The organism is Silvibacterium sp., from assembly GCF_047605705.1.
In the GTDB taxonomy this organism is placed as follows: Bacteria; Acidobacteriota; Terriglobia; order Terriglobales; family Acidobacteriaceae; genus Silvibacterium.
Genome location: NZ_JASGFD010000056.1, coordinates 18,302 through 31,592 on the forward strand (window position 1 = coordinate 18,302; position 13,291 = coordinate 31,592).

7 protein-coding genes are annotated in these 13,291 nt (G+C 63.6%); 6 read left to right on the plus strand and 1 reads right to left on the minus strand.

Going from position 1 to position 13,291, the window contains the following annotated elements; all coding sequences use genetic code 11:
• Positions 1-14: 14 nt before the first annotated feature.
• Entirely contained in the window at positions 15-881 is an 867-nt protein-coding gene (locus QM649_RS16850; RefSeq protein WP_415200230.1) for an amidohydrolase family protein, read from the minus strand.
• Between the two features lie 177 nt (positions 882-1,058).
• Here QM649_RS16850 and hrpB point away from each other — a divergent pair, with 177 nt between their 5' ends.
• The 6 genes from hrpB (at position 1,059) to QM649_RS16880 (ending at position 13,173) form a co-directional block, all read left to right on the plus strand.
• The gene (hrpB, locus tag QM649_RS16855; protein WP_415200231.1) at positions 1,059-3,377 is read left to right on the plus strand and encodes an ATP-dependent helicase HrpB; all 2,319 of its coding nucleotides are present in this window, start codon (positions 1,059-1,061) and stop codon (positions 3,375-3,377) included.
• Between the two features lie 80 nt (positions 3,378-3,457).
• Positions 3,458-4,810 (plus strand): cytochrome ubiquinol oxidase subunit I, encoded by a 1,353-nt coding sequence (locus QM649_RS16860; protein WP_415200232.1) that lies wholly within the window; start codon positions 3,458-3,460, stop codon positions 4,808-4,810.
• A gap of 15 nt (positions 4,811-4,825) precedes the next feature.
• Entirely contained in the window at positions 4,826-5,872 is a 1,047-nt protein-coding gene (cydB, locus tag QM649_RS16865) for a cytochrome d ubiquinol oxidase subunit II (RefSeq protein ID WP_415200233.1), read from the plus strand.
• Between the two features lie 142 nt (positions 5,873-6,014).
• Positions 6,015-9,521, plus strand: coding sequence for a carboxypeptidase regulatory-like domain-containing protein (locus QM649_RS16870; RefSeq protein ID WP_415200234.1), 3,507 nt, complete (start codon positions 6,015-6,017; stop codon positions 9,519-9,521).
• A gap of 632 nt (positions 9,522-10,153) precedes the next feature.
• Complete coding sequence (locus tag QM649_RS16875) at positions 10,154-11,872, plus strand: hypothetical protein (RefSeq protein WP_415200235.1); 1,719 nt, start codon at positions 10,154-10,156, stop codon at positions 11,870-11,872.
• 17 nt (positions 11,873-11,889) lie between these two features.
• The gene (locus QM649_RS16880; RefSeq protein WP_415200236.1) at positions 11,890-13,173 is read left to right on the plus strand and encodes a flavin monoamine oxidase family protein; all 1,284 of its coding nucleotides are present in this window, start codon (positions 11,890-11,892) and stop codon (positions 13,171-13,173) included.
• Positions 13,174-13,291: the final 118 nt, after the last annotated feature.

The following is a 13,291-nucleotide window of genomic DNA, read 5'->3' on the forward strand; positions in this document are numbered from 1 at the left end:
CGCAAATCTTGCCGTCATGAGGATCGAGAAATCTGTGAAAGATCGAGTCCGTATACGCGGGCTGCAGTGAGCCCGAGAATCTGTGCCTGCTCACCAGCGCTGAGCGCGGAGATCCAGCCTTCGATGGTTCGCCACCACTGGGCGTAGCTTGCGCCGACGGTGACGACAGGCCAATCCGTGCCGGCCATCAGGCGATCGGGGCTGAAAGCTTCGAGGACGACGTCAAAATACGGTTGCAGCTCTGCGGGTGTCCAGCGCAGCCAGTCGGTTTCCGTGACCATGCCGGAGAGCTTGCAGGCGACATGGGCCCGCTGCGCGAGCTCGCGGATGTTTGCGCCCCAGCTTTCGAGTGCCCCGGCGCGGATATCCGGCTTGGCGATGTGGTCGAGGACGAAGGACTGTTGCGGATGCTGGTCGACGAAGCGGATCGCCTCCGGCAGCTGGCGCGCATAGATGAGGATGTCGTAGGTCAGCCCGCTGCGGGTGAGCGCATCGATGCCGTGGTTGAAGTCCGGCGCATCGAGGAAGCCGTCCGGCTCGGCCTGGACGACGTGGCGAAGGCCGCACAGACGCTTGTCGGCGGCGAAGCGTTCGAGATGCGCAGGGAAGTTTTCGGCGGCGATTGGCAGCCAGCCGACTACGCCCACAATCGGTGAAGGCTGGCCGGGCGACGAAGGCTGCGCCAACCTGAGCAGCCATTCCGTTTCTTCGACGGTTTGACGGGCCTGCACGGCGACTGCGCCGGAGACATCTGCGCTTTGCATCTCGGCGGCCAGATCTTCGGGGAGGAAATCACGGCGCAGGAGCGCCATCTCGTCGCCGATCCAGGCATATTCGTCCGAGAAGCGCCACAGATGATGATGGGAGTCGATTTTCAGCATGCCGGCCGGCCTCAAAGATTTGTCATATACGAACGTATCATTTTGTATGTGGAACATGCTGCCTTGCGACGGAGAATCTTGCATGGCGGCGTTTCCGGGGAAGTTTCCTGCCTCATTTGGGGGTCGCGTTGACGCCGCCGGGCGAGCGTGGTTCGATCATTTTTGGTGAGTACACGCATGTTTCTGCCCGTCGACGCGATCCTGCCCGCGATTGCGTCATCGCTTGAACGACATTCGAACCTGATTGTGCAGGCGCATCCCGGCGCCGGTAAGACTACCCGAATTCCGGCTCATCTGCTCTCGCTGGTGAAGGGCGAGGTGCTGGTGCTGGAGCCGCGGCGCATCGCGGCGCGCATGGCGGCGCGGCAGGTGGCCCGTGAAATGGGCGAGCCTGTGGGCGGAACGGTCGGCTACCAGGTGCGCTTCGAGGAGAAGAGCGGACCGAAGACGCGGCTGCGCTTCCTGACGGAAGGCATCCTGACGCGAAGGCTGCTCTCGGACCCTCTGCTGCGCGCGGTGGATGTGGTGATCCTGGACGAATTCCACGAGCGGCATATCGAGGGAGATTTTGCGCTGGCGCTGCTGCGGCAGCTGCAGCAGAGACGGCCCGAGCTGAAGCTGGTGGTGATGTCGGCGACGCTCGAGACGGCCGGGTTGACGGAGTTTCTGGGTGGCGTGCCGCTGCTGCACTCCGAAGGACGGACCTTCCCGGTCACGGTCGAGCACCTGCCGTATTCCTCGCAGCCGCCGGAGGCGCAGGTGAGGAATGCGGTCGAGAAGCTGATGAACGAGGGGCACGACGGCAGCATTCTTGTCTTCCTGCCGGGCGTGGCGGAGATTCGACGCTCGATGCGGGAGTGCGATGCGGTGGTGCGGCGGCATGACCTGCTGGCGCTGCCCCTGTATGGCGGGCTGACGCCAGAAGAGCAGGACCTGGCGGTCGCGCCTTCTTTCCGGCGAAAGGTTATCTTCGCAACCAATGTGGCCGAGAGCTCGGTGACGGTGGCGGGCGTGACGGCGGTGATCGACAGCGGGCTGGCGCGCGTGGCGAGCCACTCGGTATGGACCGGGCTGCCGACGCTCGAGGTGGCGCGTGTGAGCAAGGCTTCCGCGACGCAGCGTGCGGGCCGCGCGGGCCGTACAGCGCCGGGGCGCGTGTTGCGGCTTTATCCGGAAGAAGATTTTCTGCGGCGCCCGGAGCATGACACCCCGGAGATTCTGCGCAGCGATCTTTCGCAGTTGTGCCTCGCGCTGCGGGCGGCTCCGCAGGAGTCCGTAGGTGGCCTTGCGTGGCTCGACGCGCCGCCTGAGGCTGCGCTGCTGCAGGCGGAGACGCTGCTGGATCGCCTGGGCGCGCAGGGGGATGCGGCGCGGCAGATGGCTCGGTATCCGCTGCCGCCAAGATTGGCGCGGCTGGTGATGGATGCGCTCGAGGCTGGCGTGGGTGAAGAGGGTTGCCTTGCCGCGGCGCTGCTGGCCTCCGATGTGCAAAGCCGAAAGACCGACCTGCTGGAGGCGATGGACGAGCTGCGTTTCAGTCCGTTGCTGCGGCAGCAGCTGGAGCAGATTCGCCGCGTGGCGAAGCCCGCGCCGCAGCAGAAGAAGCATGATGAAACGCTGCGCAGGGCCGTGTTGGCGGCGTTTCCGGATCGCGTCGCTCGTCGCCGCTCGGGCAGGCTGGTGCAGCTTTCGACGGGCGGCTCGGCGGAGCTAGCGGGTGACGACGCGGTGCACGAGTTCATGGTGGCAGTCGATGCGGAGGATCGCAGGGATAAGCCACTGCCGCGGATACAAATGGTCTCAGCGATCGAACCCGACTGGCTGCTCGATCTGTTTCCTGAGCGTGTGACCGAGCGCAATACCGTGGAGTGGCATGCGGACGGCGAGCGCGTGGAGGCGGTGAGCACGCTGCTGTACGACGACCTGGTGGTGGACGAGACGCGCGGCGCGAAAGTGGAGGAAGAGGCTGCATCCGCGCTGCTGGCAAAGAAGGCCGTGGAGGTTGGCCTTGTACGGTTTGTGGATGCGGAGGCGCTCGAGGCACTGCTGGCGCGAATCGAATTCGCTGGGCTTGAGCCGCCGGATGTGGAGGCTACGCTGCGCGAGTTGTGCATGGGGCTGAAAAGCTTCTCGCAGCTGCGCTCCGCGGCGAAGGACCTGTTGCCTCTGGTGGAGCAGCAGGCGGGAGCACAGAGGTTGCAGTCGCTTGCGCCGCTCAACATCCGATTGCAGGCGGGTAGACAGACGCGCGTGTATTACGAGCGTGGCAAAGCTCCGTGGATTGCTTCCCGCCTTCAGGATTTCTTCGGGATGAAGGAGACGCCGCGCATCGGGCCGGCGCAGATTCCTGTGGTGATTCACCTGCTCGCGCCGAATCAGCGGGCGGTGCAGACGACGACGGATCTGGCGGGCTTCTGGCAGCGGCTTTATCCGCAGGTGCGGCGCGAACTGATGCGGCGCTATCCGCGCCATGCATGGCCGGAGACGCCGCAATAGCAGGAGATGCCGCTTTCCTGCGCAGAGGTGTGATACAGGTCACGGCGGCGCGGTTATCGCGTTGATAGCGTGGAGTTGCCATGACAGCACTCCTTCTGCATCGCATCCATTTTGCTTTTACCATCACCTTCCACTACCTCTTCCCGCAGTTGACGATGGGTCTCGCCCTGCTGATCGTGGTGCTGAAGTCGGTGGCACTGGCGAAGCGGGACGAGCGCTATGACAAGGCGGCGCGCTTCTGGGCGCGCGTCTTCGCGGTGAACTTCCTGCTCGGCGTGGTCACCGGCATTCCGATGGAATTTCAGTTCGGTACGAACTGGTCAGAGTTCTCGCGCCGCACCGGCGGCATCATCGGGCAGCCGCTGGCGATGGAAGGCATCTTCACCTTCTTTCTCGAGTCGACCTTTCTCGGACTCTTTCTCTTCGGCGAGAAGCGGCTCTCGAAGCTGGCCCACCTGGGCTCAGCGTTCATGGTGTGCCTGGGCTCATGGATGTCCGGCTTCTTCATCATCGTGACCGACGCGTGGATGCAGCATCCGGTGGCGTATCAGCCAGGACCGAACGGCACTTTTGTGCTGACCAGCTTCTGGGGACTGCTGATGAATCCGTGGGCGTGGCTGCAGTATGCACACAACATGTGCGGCGCGGTGGTGACGGCCTGCTTCGTGATGATGGCGGTTGGTGCGTTCTATCTGCTCGGCCATCGCGATGAGACATATGGCCGCCTGTTTGTGAAGGTGGGCGTGATCGCGGGACTCATCGCGTGCATCGTGCAGATCTTTCCGACGGGCGATCTGCATGGGCGCTACGTAGCGAAGCATCAGCCGACGGCGATCGCCGGCATGGAGGGGCTTTTCCACACCGAGAAGGGCGCGCCGATTGTGCTGATGGGGCAGCCTGATGTGGAGCATCAACGCATTGACAACCCGCTGGCTGTGAATCGCGTGCTGAGCTTCCTGATCTATGGAACTACGAAGGCGGAGGTGAAGGGACTCGATGCGTATCCGCAGGATCAGTGGCCGACGGCGCTGCCGCTGCTCTATTACAGCTACCACATCATGGCGGGTCTGGGGACGTACTTCGCCGCGCTGATGGTAATTGCGGCCTTCCTGCTGTGGCGCGGCACGCTCTACCGGACGCGCTGGGTACTGTGGCCGATGCTGCTGAGTTTTCCTCTGCCATACATCGCGAACACCGCAGGCTGGATGACCGCCGAGCTGGGACGCCAGCCGTGGCTGGTGTATGGGCTGATGCGCGTGAGCGAGGGCTACTCGACGCATGTTTCGAGCGGCAACAGCCTGTTCACACTGCTGGGCTTCCTGGGCATGTACTCGCTGCTGTCGATCCTATGGGTGGTGATGGTCTACCGCTTCATCGATGAAGGCCCGGAGAAGCACGCTGCGCACGCGCGGCCGATTGCGGTGACGGCGTAGGGGAGAGAGGACGATATGGGAGCGATCTGGTTCTGGATTGTCGCGGTGATGATCGCGGCGTATGTGGTCTTCGATGGGTTCGACCTAGGCGTGGGTATCCTGTTTCCTCTGCTGGGCAAGACAGAAGGCGAGCGGTTGATGATGATGCGTTCGATCGGGCCGGTGTGGGACGGCAACGAAGTGTGGCTGCTGGCAGGCGGAGGCACGTTGTTTTTCGCTTTCCCGCTGCTCTATGCGTCGTCCTTCTCCGGCTTCTACCTGCCGCTGATGATCGTGCTGTGGCTGCTGATCGGGCGGGGCGCGGCGATCGAGCTGCGCCATCATGTGGACCATGGCCTATGGAGGAGCTTCTTCGACGGGCTCTTCTTTCTCTCGAGCGCGCTGCTGGCGATCTTCTTCGGCGCGGCGCTGGCGAATGTGATTCGCGGCGTGCCGCTGGGCGATGACAGCTACTTCTTCCTGCCGCTGTGGACGAACTGGCGGGTAGGGCCGCATCCCGGCATTCTCGACTGGTACACGGTGATCGGCGGCGTGGTCGCGCTGGTGGCGCTGGCCGTGCACGGAGCGCTCTACCTGGTGACGAAGACGACAGGCGAACTCGAGGAGCGGGCACGCCGCATCGCCGAGACGGGCTGGCTGTTGCTGTGCGCCATCACGCTGGTGAGCCTAGTAGCCACGATCGCGGTGCGTCCGGACAGCCTGACGAACTACCGCCATCACCCGGCGCTGTTCGTGATCCCGGTGGCAGTGGTGGCGAGTCTCGCGGCTATGAAAGCACTCAGCACGAAGGGGCGTCAACTGGGCGCGTTTCTCGCCTCATGCGCATACCTGGTGTTCATGCTGGTGGGAGCGGCGGTGGGGCTCTATCCCACGCTGCTGCCCTCGTCCTCCGATGCGGCTCGCGACATCACCGTGGCGAAGGCGCTCACCGGCACCTATGCCACGCATGCGGGGCTCGTCTGGTGGGCGGTGGGCATGGCGCTGGCCGTCGGATACTTCGTGACAAGTTATACGCTTTTCCGCGGCAAGGTACGCGCGGAAGATGCCGGCTACGGCCACTGAGCCGGCAAAATGGCGTGCGGGCTGCGGAGGGGCAGCCCGCGCGCTTCTTCACAAAAGAGTGACCAACTTAGTAACAGGTTAGGCTACCCGGTCTGGAAGCGCTGCATCTGAAGCAACGTTGCAGCACCTTCCGGAGGCTGTTATGAGGTGGTTTCCCCTCTCTTTGCGGAGAATGCCCGTTCTCTTCTCCGGTGCGGCTTTGCTGATCGCCACGCTATCCGCACACGCGCAGTTCAACGCACAGGTCACAGGCACGGTCACAGATACAACGGGGGCCGTGGTCAGCGGCGCGACCGTGAAGTTAACGGACGACGGCACGCATGTCTCCCATACGACGGTCTCCTCGGCTGAGGGCTTTTATGCCTTCCATGAGCTGCCGCCGGGCACCTTCACCATCGTGGTCACGGCGCAGGGATTCAAGACTGCGACGTTAAACAATGTCGGGCTGGCCGGCAATGTGCCTCGCGATGTCGGAGTGAAGCTTGAGGTGGGCGGCGCTGCCCAGACGGTGACGGTCAACGGCAACGAAGTGCCGCTGCTGCAGACCTCGGATGCGAACATCAGCGGCACTCTCGACAGTGAGCAGTTGCAGAAGATTCCCGCATACGGGCGCGATCCGTACGAGCTGCTTCGCCTGACTCCGGGCATCACGGGCGACAGCTCGCGCGCGGGCAATGGCCAGGCGGTGTTCCTGCCGAACAACACGGGCCCGGGGCAATCGAACAGCGGCATCTTCCAGACCGAAAACCAGATCCAGATCAGCGCAAACGGCCAGCGGGTGGGCGATAACAACTACCTGCTGGACGGGGTGAGCGTGAACAGCCTGACGCATGGCGGCGCGGCAGTGGTGACGCCGAACGTGGAGGCGGTGGGGCAGATCACGGTGCTGACCAGCGCGTACTCAGCAGAGTATGGACGCAACAGCGGCGCGCAGATCCTGACTGTGACCAAGAGCGGCAGCAACCAGTTCCATGGCAGCGGCAGCTTCACCTATGACGATCCCGGCCTGAATGCCTATAACGACTACGGTGGACCCGCGGGGCAGCCGACGATCCGCGTACAGAACAAGGAGCGCGACTGGGCCGGTGGCCTGGGCGGGCCAATCTACAAAAACAAGCTATTTTTCTTTATTTCGTTCGAAGGCTTCCGGGCGAATAACCCGACCTATGCTTCGCAGTGGGTGGATACTTCGGCGTTTCGTTCTCTGATCGGTTCCGCGCGCGCGGGCGGGATTTCCGGTGGCATCGTTTCACGGGATGCCGAGGTACCACGCATCAACGCGGTACTCGACGGCACATGCGCCCTGGCAAATGCGACGCAGGTGACGACTGTGACGACAGGCAATGCTGCGGCGTATCCCACGACACAGTATCCGTGCAACGCGCTGCCGGGCGGTCTTGATCTCGGTTCGCCGTATGGAACGCTCGGCAGCTATGTGCCTGCGACGGTGGCGGGGACGACGACGAGCCAGTACTCCTTCGGCGACGGCTTCGACAATATTCCTGACGTGGAATACGCACAACTGCTGGAGCCGGCGCACAGCCGCGGCAAACAGTGGAACGGGCGCATCGATGCCTATGTAACGCCGCATGATCAGATTGCGGGCACCGTGTATTTCACGAAGCTCGACAGCTACACGACAGGCACGGCAGAGGGTTCGCGTCCGGATGGCGATGTGCCGTTTAAGCCGCTCAACTCGGCGATTACGGCGATCTACATTCACACCTTCGGCGCGAATACGGTGAACGAGCTGCGCGCCAACGGCACGCGCTTCGCGGACAACGGCATCAAGGACTCGGCCGGAGTGGTGGACTGGGGCATTCCTTACGACAACATCCAGAACCAGCCGTTTAACCTGACGAACGACATCAATTACGGTCCGGGCAGCGCGAGCACGACGCCTTCGATCCTGGCCGAGACGACCTACGAAGCGCGCGACATGGTGACGCATACCTTCGGCAGCCACACGCTGAGAATGGGCTTCGAGTATCGCCTGGAAGAGGACAACGATAACCTGAGCGGCGCCGCGCGTCCGACGTATGCCTTTGCGGGCATGTGGAACTTCGCGAACGATACGCCGATCTACGAGCAGATCTTTGCCGATCCGACGACGGGCGGCGTGCCAAATACTGCGCGTTACCTATGGGATCACTATTATGGTGCGTTTGTGCAGCATGACTGGAAGGTCTCCTCGAACCTGACGGTGAATACGGGTATTCGCTGGGAGTACTTCGAGCCGCTGTACAGCCACGGCGCGGATATCAACTACCCGGTGCTGGGGCCGGCCGGGTCTGAGCTGGCCGATGCATCGCTGGTGCCGGTGCATCATCTCTGGCAGTCGCAGTATGACAACTGGTCGCCGCGCCTGGGCTTTGCGTACACGCCGCCGGGGCAGAACGGCAAGATGGTAGTGCGCGGCGGCTTCGGCATGGCGTACAACCGCTTGCCGGTGGCGCTGTTCAACAACGCGGTGGAGGATGGTCCGGGTTACTTCAACTACAGCCTGTGCTGTGCGACCACCTCTCCGGCTGTGACCGGCGGGGTGATCCAGTACGAGGAGGGCAGCAGCACTTCGCCCTTCAGCTACGCGGCGAATCCTTCACTCATTACGACGATCAACAGCAGGAACCTGCCGGCGAACGGCACGACGATCGAGGTCTACGGCTCATCGCCGAATCTGAAGACGCCGTACAGCTACGTGTATTCGCTCGAGGTGCAGCGCGAGCTGCCATGGGACATGGTGGCGACGATCGGCTACCAGGGCAGCACCGGGCGGCATTACACGCGGCTGGTGAACCAGAATTTTCTTTACGACAACACGAACACTCCGTTCTACGCGTCGTACTTCGCGCAGTCGGATTCGAACGAATACTACAACGGTCTGAACGCGCATCTTTCCAAGCGCATGAAGCATGGCTTCCAGGTGGATGCGATCTACTCCTACGCGAAGGCGATGGACCAGGTGTCGAATGGCGATCAGGCGGATGCGTCGGCGAACCAGACCGATCCTGCAAACAACAAGACCGAGCTTGGACCTTCGGACTATGACCTGCGGCATCGTGTGACGGTGTCGGGGCTGTGGACGATTCCGGGTTCGCACAGCCACAACGGATTTGTGAACGCGCTCACCAATGGCTGGCAGGTGAACGGTGTCTACACGTATCACACGGGCTTCCCGTACACGCCGGTGACGTATGAGCTACACGGGCTTTCGGTGGTGACGAACACCTCCGAGGTGACTCCGGTGCGTCCGCTGGCCTACTACGGCGGTGCGAAGACGGGATGCAGCAATGCGCTCTTCGAGCCGGGATCGGGCAACGCCTTTGCGGCGGGCGGTTCGGCGTACTTCGACATCACGCCGCCGGCGAATGGAGCAGGGACGAACCCCGGCATCGGGCGCAACTCCTTCCGCGGGCCGTGCTACCAGGACACGGATCTGAGCTTCGCCAAGGAGCAGAAGCTCAAGTGGCTGGGCGAAAACGGCATGCTGCGCTTCCAGGCGAACTTCTACAACATCTTCAACATCACGAACCTCACGCCGTTCTCCTTTGCGACCTCGGCGGACACGATCGAGAACATCGAGTTCGGACAGGCGCAGTCGGCGGATTCAGGGCGCGTGGTCGAGTTCCTTGGACGTATCCGGTTCTGACAATGAGTGGAGTTGGTGGGCCACCGTCGGCATCCTGTTCTCGTCAACATTCTGCATTCTGCGCACCCACGTCTCAAACGCGAGACGTGGGGCATTCGGATTCTCGCTTGATGAGGTGGACTGCAGGCTCCTCCACTACGCTCTCTTCGTTCGCTCCGGTCGGAATGACAGGGGTGGGGGAGTAAAGTTCGTGCTATCCCACTCAAGCCAACAGCGGGCTTGAGTGGGCCACCGTCGGCATTCTGTTCTCGTCAACATCCTGCATTCTGCGCACCCACGTCTCAGATGCGAGACGTGGGGCACCCGGATTCTCGCTTGATGAGGTGGACTGCCGGTTCTTCCACTTCGCTCTCTTCGTTCGCTCCGGTTGGAATGACAGGAGTGGGGGAGTAAAGTTCGTGCTACCCCAGTCAAGCCAAAAGCGGGCTTGAGTGGGCCGCCGTCGGCATTCTGTTCTCGTCAACATTCTGCATTCTGCGAACCCACGTCTCAAACGCGAGACGTGGGGCACCCGGATTCTCGCTTGATGAGTGGACTACAGGTTCCTCCACTACGCTCTCTTCGGTCGCTCCGGTCGGAATGACAATGTTCGGGAAGGGATAGGATCGTAGCTGAAAAGGGGTGACGATACGGTGCAGGGAACAGTAACGCGCAGGGGATTGCTGGCCAATCTGGGAGTGGGGCTGGGGATGACGGCGGCTGTGGCCGGGCTGCCGGGTGTTGCGATCGCGGAGAAGCGGGATGATGGCGGCGACGCGGACTTCCGCAAGGTGGCAGGCCAGCCGGATCTGGTGCGCGCATATGGCGAGTCGCCCGAGCCGATCGCTCTGCGGAAGACCGGCTCGGAGTGGTCGGCGGGTGTGGTGTCACTCAGCTGCGAGGAGAGTGCGGACGGGCTGAAGCTGCGGCTCAAGGCGGAGCGCGCGCCGGTGACACGGATCCAGCTGCGCTGGCGGTTTCCGGTGCCGGGACACGTGCGCGTGCTGGGCGATGCGTGGGAGCGGAGTTACGGCGAGCTGGGCTGGCGCGAGATGGTGCCGGAACGGGCGATGCCGTGGTACTTCGCGGCCTTCGACGGCCGGATGACGCATGGTGTTGGTGTGAAAACTGGCGCTGGCGCGCTGGCCTTCTGGCAGATCGACTGGGAGGGCGTGTCGCTGTGGCTGGATGTGCGGAATGGCGGGCGCGGTGTCCACCTGGGCGAGCGCGAGCTGGAGCTGGCGACGGTGGTGGTGCGGCCTGGGCATGGCGGTGAGACGCCGTTCGCGTCGGTGCGTGCGTTCTGCGCGGTGATGTCTCCGAAGCCGCGGCTGACGACGCCGGTATACGGCAGCAATGACTGGTATTACGCCTATGGGAAGAGCTCGGCCGAGGACATTCTGCGCGATGCGGACCTGATGGCGGAGCTGGCTCCAGCCAGTGGTGTGCGGCCGTTCACGGTGATGGACGAAGGATGGGAGCAGAGCACGAAGTTTCCATCGATGGATGGGCTGGCAAAGCAGATCAAGGCGAAGGGCGTGCGGCCGGGTATCTGGGTGCGGCCGCTGCGCGCGCGTGCGCTCGATGGCTCATGGGAGAGCGATTCTCAGTTGCTGCTGCCGATTGTCCGCTTTGGTGACGGGGTGAAGGCCGAGGATGTGACAGCGGCATGGGATCCGACGATCCCCGAGGCGCGGGAGAAGGTGCTGACCGTCATTCGCAACCCGGTGAGCTGGGGCTATGAGCTGATCAAGCATGACTTCTCGACGTATGACCTGCTGGGGCAGTGGGGATCGACGATGGGCGGCTCACCGACGCGCGAGGGCTGGAGCTTTCACGACCGGACGAAGACGAATGCGGAGATCGTGCGCGGGCTGTATGAGGACATCCGTAAAGAGGCCGGCGAGAAGACGGTGCTGGTGGGCTGCAACGTGATCGGCCATCTGAGCGCGGGGCTCTTCGAACTGCAGCGCACCGGCGACGATGTAAGTGGTCACGACTGGGAGCGCACGCGGCGGATGGGCGTGAACACGCTGGCGTTTCGTCTGCCGCAGAACGGCACGTTCTTCACGATGGACCCGGACTGTGTGCCGATCACGAACGCCGTGCCGTGGGAGCAGACCGAGGCGTGGATGAGCGCGGTCGCGGCGAGCGGCGCGTCGCTGGTGGTGTCGCCGAGCGCGGACGCTCTTGACGATGACGGGAAGGCTGCGATCAAGCGGGCCTTTGCGGTAGCAGCCGTGGGCGGCCAGAGCGCCGGGCCCGAAGACTGGATGGATTCTCCGACTCCCGCGGCGTGGAAGGGCAAGGGCGGCGAGGCGCGCTATGCATGGCTGCTGCCGGGCGGAGCTTCGTGGAATGGCAGGGTGTAGGGCGAGTGAATTCAGATATGGAAGCAGCAGAGATAGTTGTGATCGGCGCGGGGATTGCCGGGCTGGCGGCGGGTCGCAAGCTGGCTGAAGCGGGATGCAGGGTGATCCTGGTGGAGGCGCGGGAGCGCGTGGGAGGACGGCTGCTGACGGTGCGTCCTCCGGGCTCGGCGCTGCCGGTGGAACTAGGCGCGGAGTTCGTGCATGGCAGGCCGCCGGAGCTGCTGGCGCTGCTCGAAGAGGCGGGGCTGTCGATCTTTGAGCGCGAGGGTGAGTTGCTTTGCCATGACGGCACGCAATTCACGGATGGCGGCATGGACGAGTCGTTCGAGGTGCTGGACGCGCTTCCGGAGGAGGGCGATCGCAGCTTCGATGCGTTTCTGCAAGAGGCGAAGTTGCCGGAGGCGATTGCGGAGCGGACGCAGCAGTACGTGGAGGGCTTCAACGCAGCGGATGCAGGGAGGATCGGTACGGCTTCACTGCGCAGGCAGCAGGAGGCCGAAGAAGAGATCGAGGGCGATCGCGGCTTTCGCGTGCGCGAAGGGTACGACCGGCTGGCGGAGTTTGTGGCGGAGCGATTCGAGGCTGCCGGTGGCGAGCTGCGGCTCTCATCGCCGGTAGAGGAGATTATTTGGCAGCAGGGCGAGGTGCATGTGCGGCTTCGCGGGGGTGAAGAGCTGTGGGCTGCAAAGGTTGTCCTCACGCTGCCGCTGGGGGTGCTGCAGGCGGGCGCGGTGCGGATTGTGCCGGAGGTGAAGACGGAAGCTATTTCGGCGATGGCGATGGGCGCGGCCGCACGGTTGACGCTGGTTTTTTCGGAGCGCTTCTGGGAGCCGGAGATGAGCTTTCTGATCACGGAAGAGAAGCCGCTGCGGGTGTGGTGGTCGGCCTCGCCGGACGATGCGCCGTGCCTGACGGGCTGGGTGGGTGGACCCCGCACACTGGAGGCCCCGGCGGACGATATGGCTCTGGTGCTGGCAGCCCTGGAAAGCCTGGGTCGCGTCTTCGGCCGGGACGATCTGGAAGGGCTGCTGGTGAGTGCGCATCGGCATGACTGGCTGGCCGATGCATGGAGCCGAGGTGCGTACAGTTATGCTCCCGCGGGCGCGCTGGGCGCGAGTGCGGTGATGGCCGAGCCGGTGGAAGACACGCTCTACTTTGCGGGTGAGCACACGGACACGACCGGGCACTGGGGTACGGTGCACGGGGCTCTGCGCTCAGGACTGCGGGCGGCGGCGCAGGTGCTTGGCAGCTGCGCGCAGGGCGATTCGCCTTCGGCCTCCGCTTCCGTTGGTCGCGATTGAAATTGTCGTTGAAGCGGTGGGCAGCCGGTGGCTTTGCGGCAGGACTGGGATTCTGACCTCCCGCCCAAGCGGAGCTTGGACGGGGCACCCTGATTCTCCCATCCGGCGAGAATCAGGG